The 16113-nt window shown below is 43.6% G+C and carries 13 protein-coding genes, 1 pseudogene and 1 riboswitch; of the genes and pseudogenes, 2 read left to right on the forward strand and 12 right to left on the reverse strand.

Features of this window, described 5'->3' with window-relative positions; all coding sequences use genetic code 11:
- Window positions 1-3: 3 nt before the first annotated feature.
- The 4 genes from NQ550_RS16405 to NQ550_RS16420 form a co-directional block, all read right to left on the reverse strand.
- Entirely contained in the window at window positions 4-1854 is a 1851-nt protein-coding gene (locus NQ550_RS16405) for an ABC transporter substrate-binding protein (protein ID WP_025580641.1), read from the reverse strand.
- The gene (locus tag NQ550_RS16410; protein WP_025580640.1) at window positions 1854-4037 is read right to left on the reverse strand and encodes an ATP-binding protein; all 2184 of its coding nucleotides are present in this window, start codon (window positions 4035-4037) and stop codon (window positions 1854-1856) included. Before NQ550_RS16410 ends, NQ550_RS16405 begins: the two co-directional genes overlap by 1 nt.
- Window positions 4021-4836: a substrate-binding periplasmic protein gene (locus NQ550_RS16415; RefSeq protein WP_025580638.1), complete on the reverse strand. Its 816-nt coding sequence runs from the start codon at window positions 4834-4836 to the stop codon at window positions 4021-4023. The genes NQ550_RS16410 and NQ550_RS16415 overlap by 17 nt, the downstream gene beginning before the upstream one ends.
- Window positions 4837-5015: 179 nt before the next feature.
- Window positions 5016-5109, reverse strand: a riboswitch (cyclic di-GMP riboswitch).
- A gap of 162 nt (window positions 5110-5271) precedes the next feature.
- On the reverse strand, window positions 5272-6615 hold the full coding sequence (locus NQ550_RS16420) for an MATE family efflux transporter (protein ID WP_025580637.1): 1344 nt from the start codon (window positions 6613-6615) through the stop codon (window positions 5272-5274).
- A 218-nt stretch (window positions 6616-6833) separates the two neighbouring features.
- Here NQ550_RS16420 and NQ550_RS16425 point away from each other — a divergent pair, with 218 nt between their 5' ends.
- Window positions 6834-7292 carry an Lrp/AsnC family transcriptional regulator gene (locus tag NQ550_RS16425; RefSeq protein WP_025580635.1) on the forward strand — a complete coding sequence of 153 codons (459 nt, stop codon included), beginning with the start codon at window positions 6834-6836 and terminating at the stop codon, window positions 7290-7292.
- A 183-nt stretch (window positions 7293-7475) separates the two neighbouring features.
- On the opposite strand, the pseudogene NQ550_RS16430 reads toward NQ550_RS16425, so the two are convergent.
- From NQ550_RS16430 to NQ550_RS16440, 3 genes and pseudogenes are all read right to left on the reverse strand, one after another.
- A pseudogene (locus tag NQ550_RS16430) lies at window positions 7476-8588 on the reverse strand (recombinase family protein); the annotation flags it as partial.
- A gap of 170 nt (window positions 8589-8758) precedes the next feature.
- Window positions 8759-9865 carry an RNA-guided endonuclease TnpB family protein gene (locus NQ550_RS16435; protein WP_330671063.1) on the reverse strand — a complete coding sequence of 369 codons (1107 nt, stop codon included), beginning with the start codon at window positions 9863-9865 and terminating at the stop codon, window positions 8759-8761.
- A 533-nt stretch (window positions 9866-10398) separates the two neighbouring features.
- Window positions 10399-10722, reverse strand: a complete 324-nt coding sequence (locus NQ550_RS16440; RefSeq protein ID WP_044996823.1) for a TnpV protein — start codon at window positions 10720-10722, stop codon at window positions 10399-10401.
- A gap of 61 nt (window positions 10723-10783) precedes the next feature.
- On the opposite strand from NQ550_RS16440, the gene NQ550_RS16445 reads away from it, so the two are divergent.
- Window positions 10784-10906 (forward strand): hypothetical protein, encoded by a 123-nt coding sequence (locus tag NQ550_RS16445; RefSeq protein ID WP_259838101.1) that lies wholly within the window; start codon window positions 10784-10786, stop codon window positions 10904-10906.
- A gap of 79 nt (window positions 10907-10985) precedes the next feature.
- Here NQ550_RS16445 and NQ550_RS16450 read toward each other — a convergent pair whose 3' ends face one another.
- From NQ550_RS16450 to NQ550_RS16470, 5 genes are all read right to left on the reverse strand, one after another.
- Window positions 10986-12023 carry a helix-turn-helix domain-containing protein gene (locus NQ550_RS16450; protein WP_025580752.1) on the reverse strand — a complete coding sequence of 346 codons (1038 nt, stop codon included), beginning with the start codon at window positions 12021-12023 and terminating at the stop codon, window positions 10986-10988.
- A gap of 137 nt (window positions 12024-12160) precedes the next feature.
- Window positions 12161-12304: a FeoB-associated Cys-rich membrane protein gene (locus NQ550_RS16455; RefSeq protein ID WP_080637114.1), complete on the reverse strand. Its 144-nt coding sequence runs from the start codon at window positions 12302-12304 to the stop codon at window positions 12161-12163.
- 140 nt (window positions 12305-12444) lie between these two features.
- Window positions 12445-14484 (reverse strand): ferrous iron transport protein B, encoded by a 2040-nt coding sequence (gene feoB / locus NQ550_RS16460; protein ID WP_025580751.1) that lies wholly within the window; start codon window positions 14482-14484, stop codon window positions 12445-12447.
- 6 nt (window positions 14485-14490) lie between these two features.
- Window positions 14491-14706 (reverse strand): FeoA family protein, encoded by a 216-nt coding sequence (locus NQ550_RS16465; protein WP_002576189.1) that lies wholly within the window; start codon window positions 14704-14706, stop codon window positions 14491-14493.
- Between the two features lie 13 nt (window positions 14707-14719).
- Entirely contained in the window at window positions 14720-16093 is a 1374-nt protein-coding gene (locus NQ550_RS16470; RefSeq protein WP_025580749.1) for an MATE family efflux transporter, read from the reverse strand.
- Window positions 16094-16113 lie beyond the last annotated feature (20 nt).

Genomic DNA, 16113 nt, shown 5'->3' on the forward strand with positions numbered 1-16113 from the left:
TTCTCACCTCAGAGTAATGTAGTCTTCAGGCTCTGCAAGAATGGCATTACCATCTGAAACATATGTTGTCCAGGTATCTTCCACAGAGGTATCCCCTCCATCAAATACAATATTTTCCTCTGCCGGATAAGCTTCCATATATTGTGGTGCTGCAAGGCAGGTCACAGTAAAAGTATCCTTGTCCTGAATCTGTTTTCCATTCTTTGAAACTTTACTCAATGTATAACCATTATCCGTTTCCCTGATTTCTACAGAAATACCACTGAACACAGGCAGAGAGCCACGGTTAAAGGGGATAAAGCCTCCCTGGTAGCCTTCTACGAAGTTTCTGACCGTTTCCTTCAGTTCTGCCCCGCTCATCTCACTGCTGTAAGCGGAAAGCTCGTTTGGCATAATCATGTTGCCTGCCATTTTTTCTGTATAACCGGCCTTCAGTACATTTCCTGTAAAGCTGTTTCCTGTTGCAATCAGCACATCCGTCCCATAAATACCACGCAAAGTGTTTGCCATAACAGAATAGGCTTCATTGCCTCCGCTGGTATGGAAACGATTGGAATAAGTTTTCTTTGAATCCAACACAATATCCTCAGAAGTGGATTTTTCTTCAAGAAGCTGGGAATTAAATGACTGATAAGCCTGCTCTGCATTATATTCTCCTGAGATCATCTTAGACACCACATCCCTGGAAATGGAAAAAAAGTCATTTGACGCAATACGGATATACATATGGTTTTCTTCGATCACAGGTTTCACATCCTTCAGATATTCCGTAAGCCGGAAATCCACATCCTGGCTATAGCTTAACAGATCCTGCCCATCATAAATGATCCGGTTCTGCGCATCCTCTGAAAGCATTGTGTTCAGTACCTTCATTGCTTTCTGCCGACGTGTTTCATCCTTTGTCAGGTCACGGTTTAAAGCTATCTGGAAATATGGTGTAGTCATCAGCCACTTTTCGCCGTTCTGCTGAAAGAATGGCAGGAATGTTGTGTTAATGCCCTGATCCTGGAACATTTTTACACCGGCAGAACTGCCGAAATACATGGCAAGCTTACCACTTTTGTACATCTCAACCACATCATCATAATTCATATCCAGATCATCCTGGCTCAGCCCTGTATCCTGAATAAACTGCTCCATACGTTCAAAAGCCTCCGGCCAGACAATACTGTCCAGACCTTCTCTCTTTGTATTGTCCGGGTCACTGTAGATGGTACGCCACTTACGTCCATCCCCAGAAGACAGCTCTGATGCAGACAGACCCTGCAGTGTTTCCATACAGGTATAATCATAGTAATAGTCTGCAGTAAACCCACGGATACCCACCTCATCAAATGCCTGGCAGGCAGAAACGAAGCTTTCATAATCCGTTGGAAGAGGAATATCATACTTTTCAAAAAGATCTTTGTTCACTACAAAGCCATGGGCATCTGCACACACAGGAAGCCAGTTTACGCTGCCATCCTGATTTTTGAAATTGTTAAGGTAGGTATCATAGACAGCACCTGCAGCATTGGTTGTGGAAAGATCCATCAGACTGTCCTTCAGGGGGCTTGCATCATGGAGGGAAAACCTGCAGCAGGTTATAATATCCGGCAATCCGCCGTTTTCATTCAGAAAACGATAGAAATCCAGATCATTATTGCCTACTACAAATTCAACGTTGATATCCGGAAGCTGTTCCTGGATGTATGGCGCATATTTTTCATACAGCTTTGTGCTCCATAAATACACTGTGATGGTTTCTGCATCTTCTTTTTCCGCACTTTTCCCGCCGCAGCCAGACAGAAGTGATACGGCTGTCACCATCGCCAAAAGCACAGAAACTAACTTGTTCCATTTTTTCTTTTTCATTATAACTTCTCCCTCTGATCGCGTTTTACTAACTCATTGATCACTTTTACTAATAATTTCCCATCAACAGGCTTGGCAATATGTTCATCCATTCCTGCTTCCTTTGCTCTCATTTTGTCCTCAGTGAACGCGTTTGCTGTCATGGCAATGATCGGTATCACTTTTGCATCCTCTCTGTCCAGAGAGCGGATCATCTTTGCTGCTTCATATCCATTCATGACAGGCATCATAATATCCATAAGAATAGCATCAAATTCTCCAGGTCTGTTTTTTCTGAATATGTCAACAGCCTTCTGTCCATTCCATGCTTTTGTCACCACAGCGCCTTCATTCTGAAGCACAAATTCTGCAATCTCCATATTCAGCTCATTATCCTCTGTCAGAAGAACATGGAGTCCATGGATAGAAGTTTCCGTTTTTTCTTCAGCTTCAGTCCTGTCCTTCATATCTGTGTCAATCCGGAATGGAATCCGGATCACAAATGTAGTCCCTGTGCCTTCTTTACTTTCAAAGGAAATGGTTCCGCTCATTTTTTCCACCAGTTTTTTTGTGATTGGCATTCCCAGCCCTGTTCCGGCGAATTTTGTGCGGCTTCCTGCATGTTCCTGTGCAAATGGTTCAAAAATGCGTTTCTGGAATGCCTCTGTCATTCCAATTCCGGTGTCTCTGCAGACAAATTCCAATGTGGTCATTGCTGTCTGTTTCGATGGGATTTCCCGACAGCTGATATAGACATATCCGTTTTCTTTGTTATATTTCACCGCATTAGACAAAATATTCATTAGAATCCGTTTCACATGCACCGGACTTCCAATAAGATTCCAGTGTGTAACTTCTTTCTCTTCCCAAATGATCCGGATATTCTGCTCTGTAGCCATATGTTCGATCACACCCAGTATTTCCTCAGAAATACTGTTCAGATTAAATGGGATTTCTTCCAGAACCACTTCATCTGACTCCAGCTTGCTCATGTCCAGAACCTCGTTTATCAGTTCCAGCAACAGATGAGATGCCTCTTTGATCTTTGCCCTGCATTCCGTCTGTTTCTCCATATTGTCTGCATAATAGTCTGCCACATTGATCATGCCGCAGATTCCATTGATCGGTGTCCGGATATCATGGCTCATTCGCTGCAGAAACTCGGTTTTTGCCTCATTGGCTGCTTCTGCTTTTTTTGCTGTTCTCAGAAGTTCTGCTTTATATTTTTCATCTTTTTCCTGTTCCTGTTTCCGGTGTGCCAGATCCGCTCTGTAACCCCAGAAGCAGAATATACCGAATATGAGTAAATAAAGAAAAACGACAGCTGTTACACTTAGCGGCAGGTTACGGAATACTTCCGTATCCGGAAGATAGGCATAAATATAATAATCCCGCTGCTTCAGCATGATTCCATAACATCTGGTTCCTTCATTTTTTAAATGAAAAATATGCTGACTGTCTGTATGCTCTTTCATTGCCTGGACAACCTGATTGCCGGCAGTATCCTGTCCCAGCAGGCTTTCATCGTTGCTGGCAACGATGGTTCCCTTATCTGCAACAATAATCGTTCCATCTTTCTGAGTGCTATAGCCATTTAAAAGGTTCTGTATTGTCAGGGTATAATTTCTGACAAATTCCGGAGATGTGTAATAATAAATTGCAACCATACCTGGTGCATCTTTTCTGGCACAGGCTGCAATGTCGATACGTGATCCGTCTTCTCGGTCAATCCGTTCCGAATAAGATCTTTCTTCATATCCGGTAAAATCCATGATAATGTCTTTTTGCAGATAATCTGTGATCTCATTGGTCAGAGCCTCATCCATGCTGTATTTGCAGACTGTCTTTCCCTCTGCATCCAGCACAAGGATACCATCCACCCAGAGGGTCTGCAGATTTTCTTTCAGAAACTCCTGGCTTAACCGGCAGCCGTTTTCTGTTTCCATGTCGATATTCGTACTCATCTGTCTGGCACTTTCAATGGCGCGGAGGAGACTTTTAGATTCCGAAGCTTCATTATAATGGGTGTAGGTGGAACACTGCACTTTGACATAGTTTACAGTTTTCACCATCCTGTTCTCTGCTTCCTTTTTCTCTGCCTGAAAAAAGTAATACAGGGAAGCTGCAGTCACACAGATTCCAAGCAGAATGCCGAATATCCAGAATCGCTTTACTTTTATTCTTCTCCTAATATCCAAGATTATCCACCTCCAGATACTTCTGGGGATCATCCAGATATTTTTTAATGATTTTCAGGGATGTGCCATCCTGACGCATTTCTTCCAGCGTCTGATCCATCTGCTCACAAATTCCTCTGTCATCCTCTTTTGCAAAAGCAACACCTATCCCGACCACCATCAGCGGATCTTCCAGGATACGGAAGCTTGCATCATAATCCTTCATGTACTGGACAATGGATTCCTCATGTGCAGCAACTGCATCTACATATCCTTTTCCCAGAAAGGTATAGATTAGTTCCCTGTGCCCAAGACTGATCAGATTGCCCAGTTTGGGGATCCTTTCATCTGTCCGGTTCAGAAAGATGCCTTCCGGTTTGGTTGTGGACTGGACGGCAAGGTTCTTTCCCTCCAGATCACTTAGTTTATAGATATCACTGCTCTCATTTACAGCAACTACCTGGCGGCTTGCTATGTAGGGTCCTGCCCAGCGGTAATCGTCAAGGCGTCCTTCCATGGAAAAACAGCCCATAATACAGTCGATCTCTCCGCTTTCTACCAGTTCTTTTTTCTTCTCCCAGTTGATCTGGACAACATCCACCTGATACCCCATTCTTCTGAAAGCTTCTGTAGCCAGTTCCACATCAATTCCTGTGGGGATTCCATCTTCATTCAGATAATTGTATGGCGGATAACTGTCACTGCCCAGGGTGATAACGGGCTTTTCTCTTTCTTTTTTAGTAACATCTGCATTTTTGCACCCTGCCAGGGCAGTTGCTAAAATTCCCACAAGCAGAATGCCTGCAATCACTCTTTTTCCTTTCATCTTTTCTCCATTCCTGCTGTTCTTCTCTATTTTCCATCAAATTTAACCGAATCAGGTAAGTCCCCTGCGGAGGTTGCGAATATCCGCTTGAAGACAAAAAAAAGTTCCTTGTAAAAAATTTTACAGGAACTTTTTCCATAATGCCCATTTAACATTTACCTTTTTTTATTACTGAGGCATGATGCAACCGGCTGGCATGGCCAGATTTCAATCTGACTTTAGCTCCTTCTGGCTTTGCGCCCCGGCTTTTCAACCGGTTTGCCAATAAATGCCATAAAAAATTATTTTTATTATAGCACTCATACTATATCATGTCTATAAGAAAATATGTTACTGTTCACAGCAACACGCTTCGCAGGATATTGCCAGTGAACAGTAACGAAAATATACCTCTTAACATACAAATCCAGCTTCCCATCAAAACTTAAGAGAAATTTACCGGAATGAAACTCCTTCATCAACCGGCCATGATTTTCTAAGTGCCCCATAGGAGATCAGAAAATTCGCAAGCCATCCGGCCGGTACAGCAAGCCAGACAAATGCAATTCCATAACGCGGTGCAAAAATCAAGGCAACTGACAGCCGAATGGCAAGGTTTACCATATTGGCAATGAGAAACGGCCGCATAATTCCAAGTCCACGAAGAACTCCATCTGTTGCCATCTTAATACCCATAAAAATAAAGAAATATCCCAGCCATTTCATATAATCCCCGGACACCTGATATGCCAGAGCGGTTCCATCTTTTCCAAGGAATAAGGAAGAAATTGGGGTGTGCAGTGTTTCAATGACTATGAAAGCAAGGACTGCGAAACACAGATCTAACACCAGTGCAGCGTGATATCCTTTTTTAATACGTTCAATTTTCTTTGCTCCAAGATTCTGGGAAACATAGGGCGAAACCGCATTTCCAATGGATACAAATATCAGTGAAAAAACATTCTCTACTCTCATGGTTGCCGCATAACCTGCCAGCGCCTGTGTACCGAAGGGATTTACAACCGCCTGTACGATCATCATACCAATTGACACTGTGGATTGCTGAAGAACCGATGGTACTGCAATACGAAGCATGGAATGTAACTCCTGCCTGTCAAACCAGTTAAAGCGGCTTTTATATCGACGCATCCGGTTAAAGAAAATCAAAAGCGAAAACACTGCGGAAATCCCCTGCGCAATGAGAGTTGCAAGGGCGGCACCGAACACACCCAGCCCTAAACCTGCCACCATCCAAAGATCCATAACAATATTCAAAACAGAAGAAAATATCAAAAGGCCCAGCGGAATCTTCGATTCACCGATGGAATTGAACATCGTTGAAAGGATATTGTACATAAACAGAAAGGGAAATCCCACAAAATAAACACGCAGATACAGTACCGCTTCATCCAGTATGTCAGCAGGTGTTTGTAATAAACTCATCATAAAATGAGAAAAAACAAAGCCAAAAACCCCCAGAAGTATACTCAGAATCAGAAAACTGATCAACGATGTTGACACAATTGTTTTCATTTTGCTATAATTCTGAGCTCCAAAATAGCGGCTCACAAGTACACCTGCTCCTACACCGGCTCCCAAAGCCACACAGATGAAAACATTGGTCAAAGCGGCACAGGCTCCAACTGCCGCAAGTGCAGAGGATCCCACAAACTGACCTACGATAATGGAATCAGCCATATTATATACTTGTTGAAAGAAGCTGCCCAGAATCATAGGCATTGCAAAAACAGTCAGTGCTTTAAGAGGGGCATCTGTGATTAAATATTCATCTTTTGACATTCTCATTTTCCTCCATCAATTCCTGCTTTTTATCCGAAATCACGATTGTATTTTCAAAATGTAAGTTTAAGATTTCGTTACGCAACAATTATATGTAGTTACAGCAAATAAGTCAAGCTGCTGTTTACTTTTAGTAATATAAATGATATGATATTTGATATTGAAAAAAGCTGCTATCAGATGGATATTATTTTATATTATTTTACAGGAGGGAACTTATGTACCTGGACGGTTTAGATGAGCTGGATCAGAAGATTATCCGGCTGCTTATAGAAAACGCACGTATCTCTTACTCTGATATCGGTGAAGAAACCGGTATTTCCAGAGTGGCAGTAAAAGCCCGTATCCAGGCTTTGGAGAAAAGAGGCGTAATCGAAGAATATACAACAATTATTAATCCGCAAAAAATCAGTGGGGCTGTATCATGCTATTTTGAAATTGAAACAAAACCGGAGTACCTGGCGCAGGTGACAGATATATTGTACAAAAATGATACAGTCTCACAGATTTACCGTGTCACAGGAAGAGACAGGCTTCATGTACATGCCGTTGCTTCATCAGGTGATGAAATGGAGTACTTCCTGCACAATGTCATTGATACACTGCCTGGCATTATCAGCTGCAGTTGCAATATGATCTTATCACGCATTAAAGATATTAAAGGATTACGGCTATAAAAGTCAGAAGCTGCAACCAACCTTGATCCATACAGTCATATCACCTTGCCAAAGTGAATTAAATATAACGCTCCCAGCCACTTTTTGACTTCAACAGTTTGCTCTTCCTGAAACGCCTCGCAGCTTTTCAAAATAACAATAAAATGCCCATTTTTCGTACACGGGAACATATCCTAAAACGCCATCCTGATATTTCTTCTCATAAAATTTATCCATGATATCCAGACTGTCCATCTGCTGTCCAAGTCTTGCTTTTGCTCCGGTCAGCTGCCTGTGCTGTTTTTCCAGTCTTTCAATCTCTTTTTCTATTTCTTCTGTATCTATTCTTGAACCGATTTTATTCAGAATTGCTTCTTCAAATTTCGGATTCTTCACCAGCTTCCGAATAACTTCTTCCACTGCATTGTTAATCTTCTCCTCGCTCCATTGTTTACGATATCCACATTTATGACCATCTACCAGGCGACGATGTTTGCAGGCATAATAGAAATAATCCTTATATAAGGTTCCGTCTTTCTTTTTCTTTCGGTTCACGTTTCCATACATACCGCTTCCACATAACGGACATCTCAATATTCCGGATAAAATATGCTCATGATCGAGGCTATGTGTCTTTTCATATTTCACACCTGTTTTTTCCCATTTTTGATGAGCCAGCTCCCAGTCTGTTTCCGAAATAATCCCTTCATGGATACCATCGTGCATCATATAATTTTCCTGCTTTACAATGCGATATTCATTTCTTGTACCAGAAACTTTCTCGTTTTTCCTTCGTCCATAAGCCAGCTTTCCACAGTATACCGGATTATCCAGAACGCCTTTTATAAATGATGCGGCAAATGCGTCCAGTGTATTATTCTGTCGTTTTTTCTTTTTATATCCATGCTGGTTCAGCCATGCAGCAATCGCAGAGATTCCCATATTGGTATGAATAAATTTGTCATAGGTCAGACGAATAATCTCTGCTTCGTCCTCTGCAATCTGCAATTCTCCATTTACTAATTCATAACCATACGGAGCAAATCCACCATTCCATTTTCCTTCCCTGGCTTTCTGCTTACGTCCCTCCATTGTCTGAACAAGGATATTCTCCCGTTCAATCTCTGCCACCGCAGACAAGACAGAAATCATCAGCTTTCCACTATCTTTTGAGCTGTCAATCCCATCTTCTACACAGATCAGATTCACTCCAAAATCCTGCATCCTCTGCAAAGAATTTAAAACATCTGCCGCATTACGACCGAATCTGGAAAGCTTGAAAACCAGTACAAACTGTACCTCATCTGTTCCATTCTCAAAAAGGAAAAAACAAACTCTTGAATAGTGACATGCTCTCGCCACTTAAATCTTACAGATTTTGAAGTGGGAGCTTCCTGCTCAATTGCCCTTCAGGGCAAAGCTAAAACAGGCTATCCCCGCGTGTCCCGCGGTTCTTTTTTATCCGGTTACGGATCTTTTCTGTGCTATTATGCACATTTTTTATATATTCTTTTTCCTTCTTCCAGAATATTGACCGCCGCATTCACATCCCGGTCCATCCGGTTTCCACATTCGCACAGGTATGTCCGTTCTGATAATGCCAGCTCTTTCTTTTTATGCCCGCATACACTGCATATCTTGCTGGATGCAAAATATCTGTCTACTTTTATCAGATATTTTCCACGTTCTTCCAGCTTATATCCAAGCATGGAAAGGAACTGACCGTATCCGTTATCCTGTATCCCTTTTCCGAAATGCAGGCCTCCGGCTATCCCCTTCAGGTTCAGATCCTCCACACATACCGCGTCATAGTCTTCTGCAAGGCTGTGGCTGAGCTTATGCTGGAAATCCTTCCTCTGGTTCTTTATCTTTTCATGAGATAATGCAACCTTTTTCTTCTGTTTCTGATAGTTACGGCTGCCCTTTTCACATCTGGAAAGTTTTCTCTGTTCCCGGGCAAGTTTTTTCTCTGCATTCCGGTAAAACATGGGATATCCGGCTCTTTCACCGGTAGAAAATACACACATCCCATGCATGGCAAAATCCATCCCCAGGAATTTTTCCGCCTGTCTTTTCTCCACTGTTTGGTTTTCACAGTCGAACAGCAGGCTGGCAAAATATTTTCCGGACGGTTCCCTGCTCACAGTCACTGATTTCAGCTTCCATCCCTCCTGGATCATACGGTGGAGTTTTATTTTTACCGGCTGCATCTTTGGCAGTTTCAGGAACCTGTCCTGCAGACAGATATTCCCATTTACCATATTCGTTGTATAGGATTTCCGCGAATGTTTTTTTGATTTATAATGCGGAAATCCCACTCCCGGTTCCCGGAAAAATTTCCGGAAAGCCCCTTCCAGATTTAACTGTACATTCGCCAGCGCAAGAGAATCTACCTCTTTCAGCCATGGATATTCTTTTTTATATCCGGCCGGCGTATTTTTCAGCATCTTTTTTTCTTCCTGATAATGACGGATCTTATCCGCAAGCATCCGGTTATAGAGAAAACGACTGCAGCCGATCGTCTTCTCTATCTGGGTTATCTGTTCTTTATTTGGATAGATCCTTATTTTTACTGCCCGGTTTATCTTTCTCACCCTGACTCTCTATATACTGATGGATTGTTTCAACAGGTGCTATATTTCAAAGATTTCTTTTGTTCTCTCTGACATCTTATCGTCCAGCATCTTTCTGCTATATTTCATAACCAGAATCAAACAAAAACACTGAATGAGAATTATTATCTAAACTCATTATGTACACTCACTTATTGCTTATTTCGACCGTCCAAATTCCAAGAGCATATTGTTCTTTTTTTTCTATTATAATATATTTATTGTATCAGAACAAGTGTTTTTGCGATTTTTTATGAATTTGAGCAGACATGCTCGAATGTGCAATTCATCCCATCACCTATAGGACGCCACTGAAAAACTATTTTTATACACATTATATAGTAGATTAAAACAAATAAAAACACTTTATATTGTACTGCTTTATGCAAAATAAAGACTTTTTCAGTGGCGTCCCTATAGAGGTGAGGGAATTCCTGCTACGGTTATTAAATCAAAACCTCCGACAGAATTTATCTTATAAACAGCAAAAAACTCCCGAAGGAGCTTTCCACACTTTAAATATACACCAATTCTTTTAACACAATCTCTTCTGCCATATTACGAATACCATTTACCGCTCTGACCCATTCCATCTGATCACAAACTTTCAATTCTTCCGTAATGCCCTGCCTCTCCATCATCTGACGCACCAGAATATCCATTCTCTCCTGTGCTTCATCGTCCACAGTATTCAGATGTTCTGTCAGTCTGTCTTCCAACATATACAGTGAATACATTGCCGGACGATGCTCTTTCAGATATGTTCTCCGTAGCATTCCATATTTTCCATAATGCGGTTCTTCATCTGTACTGACAAGATTCGTCAAGCGATTAGGCATTTCTGCTAATGAGCTGTTTTATCCTGACGCTTCGGAACAGGAAAAGCAAGTACAGCATTTCATGGGAAAGTTTCTGGCCTGTACCGAGGATGAGCGGCAGATTATCTTGAAAACACTGGATTATATGGCGGAGCAGTTTATCAGCCGACGTTACAAATCCTCCGATCCGCAAAATTATGAATAAAACCAGCAGGGCAAAATGCAATTTGTTTCTGCTGGTTTTATTTTGCCTCCGGCAGTAGACGTAATTTTTCCTAGCCCAATCAATCGCCACTATTTTGTTTCCGGTATTCAGCCGGTGCAATCTTCATGACATCTCGAAATGCTGTTGCAAATTTACTCTGATTCTCATATCCAACCTGGCTGGCAATTTCTGCTATGGTTGCCTGCGTCTGACGAAGCAGAGCAGCGGCCTGTTTCATGCGGTACACTTTCATATAGGTTCCAATGGGCTGTCCATAAACTCCCTTGAACGTATCCTTTAAGGTTGCCGTATTGATAAGATACTCTTTGGAAAGTTCCTCAATCGTTGGCCGTTCCTGCAAGTTGGAGATAAGCCGCTTGTGAATGTCCCGTACAATCTCCACCTGGGGAGAAGTATATAACTCTCGCTGCTTTTCTTTATTTACATCCACCATACACAAGAATAAGAGAAGCTCCTGCACCTTCAGCATGAAGTATGGCTTTTGCAGGCGATCCGGTACGGAATACAGTTCAGAAAAGATATGCTCAATCTCATCCTTGGCCCGCATGACAAAGCATGAGCCATCGGCACAAAATTTGTTTTTGAAATCTGCAATACCAATACCGCTCTCGGCGAGGATTCCAGGCGGATTTTGAGAAACCAGCTCCAGATCAAGCACTACTGAGATTCCGCGATAATGTCTCAAAGGAAAGGCCATTTCAGAAGCACAGTTATCCATTGTATGAATGGAAAGATCCCCTTCTCCGAGGTACAGGCAGGAACCGCTTTGCAATACGCTCCCTTCACGCCCTTCCCGGCAATGATTGATCTCCAGCACATTCTTATCAATGGTTCCGTCCCAATAACAACTCGTTGCTTCAAAATCATTGTAAATAAGCTGGATACCGGGATAAACCTGATAGACTGTCATAAGCCCCAGGCCATCCTCACAGTCCATTTTATAGACGGTGCAATATCCGTCATTATCTTTTGGAATAATCGCAGATAACCCCGTAGCATTGGTGATAGGGTTTTTGTTCATAGTATTCATTCCGTTATCTCGTATTTGTTCTGCCAGGATTCTCCTGGCGTCTTTTATTATATAGTTTTTTCTCATTTTATACCGCTCCAATCGGCAGGATGTGCAATCCAATCAGAAAGCAAATTCTATTATAGTGCAGCCCTGCCGAATGTGCAAATATACGAAAAAGCCGATGCCCTCCAAAACGGAAAACATCGGCTATATGCGGGATTTTATTTGCTGCAATATTCCTTTCCTACACAACCGGAACAACTGCCGCTACAACAAGAACCATTTTTGCGGTTCTTATGGATTTTTCGCACAGCCCATATTGCATAGAAAACAATCCCGATAAGGATTATACCAGTAACAAGCATCTAAAACTCCTTTCTGACTGGAAACTCACAACTTATTAGCTTTGGGTCTCCGATCCTCTTTTCAAAATCCAAAGTCCAAATGCGACCACTGATAAAATGGCCGCTGAACGAAGCACTTTTCCAAACGTCATATTCATACCTCACAGCAAAAGTCCAACACGATAAACCACAAAAGTAACAGCCCAGGCCACAACCAACTGGAACAGGGCCGAGAACAGCATCCACCTTGTACTGCCGGATTCCTTGCGAATTGTAGCCAGGGCCGCTGCACAGGGAACGTAAAGCAGGCAGAAAATCATCAGGCAAAACGCATTGAGCTGTCCAAAACCGGCTGCACCCAGGATGCCGACCAATGTATCCATTCCCGCGCCGGAGTTGATATTGGGAATCCCAAACAGAACGGCACAACTGGACACCACAACCTCTTTTGCAGAGATGCCAGCAATCAGAGCAACCGCTATCTGCCAGAATCCCAGTCCAATCGGTGCAAAGATCGGTACAAGCCAATGGCCCAGGATAGACCCGAAGCTGTCTGCCATTTCCATAGTATAGCCATGCGGCCCAAAGTTCAGGATCACCCACATAAGGATAGATGCTACAAAGATGGTAGTACCTGCTTTGGTAAGGTAGTCCTTTACCTTTTCCCATACATAGATTGCCACAGTTCTGGCGCTGGGGGCCTTATATTCCGGCAGCTCAATCAGCAGATAATTTTCCGATTTTCTCCGGTCAATCAAATGGATGATCGCCGCTACCAGGATAGCGACCACCAGGCCGATCAGGTACATGGAATAGGCCACGAGCATGGCGCGTTCCTGAAAGAACATCTCGGCAAACAAGATGTAGATTGGCAGACGGGCGCTGCAACTCATAAAGGGCGTAATCAACATGACCTTAAAACGATCACGCCGGTTTTCCAAAGACCGTGAAGCCATGATTGCCGGAACAGTGCAGCCAAATCCCAAAATCATGGGGATAAATGCCCGTCCGGAAAGTCCCAGCTTGCTCATAATCCCTTCCATGACATACGCAACACGGGCCATATATCCGCTGTCCTCCAGAAAAGCCAATGCCAGAAACAGAATGAAAATGTTCGGCAGGAAAGTCAGGATACCGCCCACACCGGCGATGATGCCGTCTACCAGCAGGGAGCGCAGCACTTCATTGACCCCGACAGCAATCAGTCCATCGCTTATCAATGCCGACAGGCTCTCAATTCCTAATTCCAGGAATCCTTTCAGCCAATCGCCAATGGTAAAGGTCAGGAAGAACACCGCCGCCATGACAACGAGGAAAATCGGGATGCTCCAAAACTTATGCGTCAATACACGGTCTGCCTTTTCCGTCAAAGCGTCTTGACGATCCTTATTGACCAGAATCTCCCTGATGATTTCCTCAATAAAATCATACTTCTCATTGATAATGTCGGATTCATAGTTCCGGTCGATCACATCCGGCATATTGACCGGATAACGTGCAGAGATTTCCTTATCCTGCTCCAGCAGCTTAATGGCGTGCCAGCGGTAATTGGACAGGTTCGGATATTTCCGCTTCAGCTCTGCCATGATAAGATCAATCTTGTCCTCAATAGCATCACTGTAAACCATTGCGTATTCTGAATGGTGGTCGTGCCGGTGTTTTGGAGTATATTTATGATGATGAATCAGACACTCCGGATCTTTACAGTCTTTATGGTGCGCGGCTGCATGAAGCAGCACATCCAGTCCTGTCCGTTTTCTGGCTGAAACTGGAATGACCGGGATGCCCAGCATTTCCGGCAGTCTGTGTGTGTCAATCTCCATGCCGCGCTTTTCCACAATGTCCATCATGTTCAGCGCCAGCACAACCGGCTTGCCCAGCTCCAAAAGCTGCAAAGTTAAGTATAGGTTTCGCTCCAGAGCGGAAGCGTCCGCAACATCAATAATCACATCGACTTCATCGCTTAGTATAAACTGTCTGGATACCTGTTCTTCCATTGTGTAGGAGGTCAGGCTGTAAGTGCCAGGAAGATCGACCAGTCGAATATTCAGATCATGGTCTTTAATGGCACCCTCTACTTTCTCAACGGTTACACCTGGCCAGTTTGCCACTTTCAGATTTGCACCGGTGTAAGCATTGAAAAGTGTTGTCTTTCCGCAGTTCGGATTTCCGATGAAGCCGATAGTCAAATTTTCTCTCATCGGAATTTACCCCACTAAAATATTCTTTGTGATATTGCGCCCAAGTGCAAAGCGTGTTCCCCTGACTTTCACAATCAGGACACCCCGACTTTTGCTGTTCAGAACAGCGATAGAGGTTCCACGGGTCATCCCAAGGGCCTCCAAACGCTTTTCTATATTGACAGGCAGATCAATATCCTCAACTTTATATTCATTTCCTATTTTTCCATCGCAAAGATACATGAACGCTCCCTCCTCACCGATTTACGGAAGAAGTCTCCGGCAGCTTGCCAAACTCATAAAGCATCATAGAAACGGTAATAACCACCAGAATTGCATCTGTCAGAGCAATCGCCAGCCATACGCCACGAATACCCATGCCGCCGATCATCGGAAGAACCACGCAGAGAGGAATAAACAGAATAATCTGGCGGAACAGCACCAGCCAAGTTGCCTTTTTCGCCTTGCCCAAAGACTGGAACAGGGTTACGGCAATCATAAAGCTGCCTTGCAGGACATAAGTGCTGAACATGATACGGAAGTTGGTTGCACCCGATGCCGCGATACCCGGCGTTGTCAGGAACATGGATAAAATCTTCTCTGGAAACAGCTCGGCAGGAATATAGAACACCAGCGACAGCAGCGTTGCAGCAGTAATAAAAACCCTGGTCAGCGTCTTTACCCGGTCATAGTCCTTTGCACCATAGTTTGTACCGGCGGCAGGCTGGAATCCCTGACTGATCCCCCACAGAGGAACGAAAGAGAAATTCCAGAAGCGGAGCGCCGCACCTAAAAGAAGCTGTGAAGTTTCCCCGCCATAGTTCGATGCCACACGATAGATCACTGTCTGCTGTACCAAGGTCAGAATCTGCATCAACAGAGCAGATACCCCGACAGAAAGAACCTGGGGAAGCAGTTCTCCGTCAATGCGGATGCGCCCAATCTTCACATGAGGACTTTTTTTCTTGAAATACCACAGCGTAATTGCAGCCTGGACAAACTGGGAGAAAATCGTTGCATAAGCAGCCGCCTCAATGCCCATACCGTAGGGATTCAGGATACTGATAAAAATAGGGTCAAGAATGATATTCAAAATAGCGCCGCTGGCAATAATCGTCATTGCCTTTTTAAGCTGGCCTTCTCCGCGAATGACCATGTTTGCACTTTGAAAAAAGTTTACAAACAAGGAACCGGCAAAGATAATCCGTAAATATTTTTCCGCATAATTCAAAATGTTGTCGCTGGCTCCGGTCAGGGACAAAAGCTGGCGGGTGAACACCATGCCTACCACTGTATAGATAACGGACAGCAGAAGAACCATAGCAACCAGGTTGCCCATGATCTTCTTAATTGTGTTTTCATCCTTCTTGCCGATAGCGCGGGACAGTACCGATGCAGAACCCACGCCCAGCATGGCCGCTGAACCGGCATTGATAAGCGTCAAGGGATAGGATACCGATATGGCTCCCATCTGCACGTCACCGACCATCTGGCCGACAAAGATGGAATCCATCATGTTATAAAGCCCAACGACCACCATGCCAAGAACCGCAGGGATGCTAAGTTCAATCATCAGCGGCCAGGGGCTTTTTGTTAAGAGCTTTGTTCTTGTGTCAAGTGCCTGTTTCATCACTCTATTCCTCCTGGTCT

Source organism: Blautia wexlerae DSM 19850 (genome assembly GCF_025148125.1).
Classification (GTDB): Bacteria; Bacillota; Clostridia; order Lachnospirales; family Lachnospiraceae; genus Blautia_A; species Blautia_A wexlerae.

What these genes read in the sequence shown, in the direction of transcription:
- NQ550_RS16405 (WP_025580641.1), bottom strand. Translation starts at nt 1,854, where the DNA reads ATGAAAAAGAAAAAATGGAACAAGTTAGTTTCTGTGCTTTTGGCGATG.
- NQ550_RS16415 (WP_025580638.1), bottom strand. Translation starts at nt 4,836, where the DNA reads ATGAAAGGAAAAAGAGTGATTGCAGGCATTCTGCTTGTGGGAATTTTA.
- NQ550_RS16420 (WP_025580637.1), bottom strand. Translation starts at nt 6,615, where the DNA reads ATGTCAAAAGATGAATATTTAATCACAGATGCCCCTCTTAAAGCACTG.
- NQ550_RS16425 (WP_025580635.1), top strand. Translation starts at nt 6,834, where the DNA reads ATGTACCTGGACGGTTTAGATGAGCTGGATCAGAAGATTATCCGGCTG.
- NQ550_RS16440 (WP_044996823.1), bottom strand. Translation starts at nt 10,722, where the DNA reads ATGCCTAATCGCTTGACGAATCTTGTCAGTACAGATGAAGAACCGCAT.
- NQ550_RS16445 (WP_259838101.1), top strand. Translation starts at nt 10,784, where the DNA reads ATGGGAAAGTTTCTGGCCTGTACCGAGGATGAGCGGCAGATTATCTTG.
- NQ550_RS16450 (WP_025580752.1), bottom strand. Translation starts at nt 12,023, where the DNA reads ATGAGAAAAAACTATATAATAAAAGACGCCAGGAGAATCCTGGCAGAA.
- NQ550_RS16455 (WP_080637114.1), bottom strand. Translation starts at nt 12,304, where the DNA reads ATGCTTGTTACTGGTATAATCCTTATCGGGATTGTTTTCTATGCAATA.
- feoB (WP_025580751.1), bottom strand. Translation starts at nt 14,484, where the DNA reads ATGAGAGAAAATTTGACTATCGGCTTCATCGGAAATCCGAACTGCGGA.
- NQ550_RS16465 (WP_002576189.1), bottom strand. Translation starts at nt 14,706, where the DNA reads ATGTATCTTTGCGATGGAAAAATAGGAAATGAATATAAAGTTGAGGAT.
- NQ550_RS16470 (WP_025580749.1), bottom strand. Translation starts at nt 16,093, where the DNA reads ATGAAACAGGCACTTGACACAAGAACAAAGCTCTTAACAAAAAGCCCC.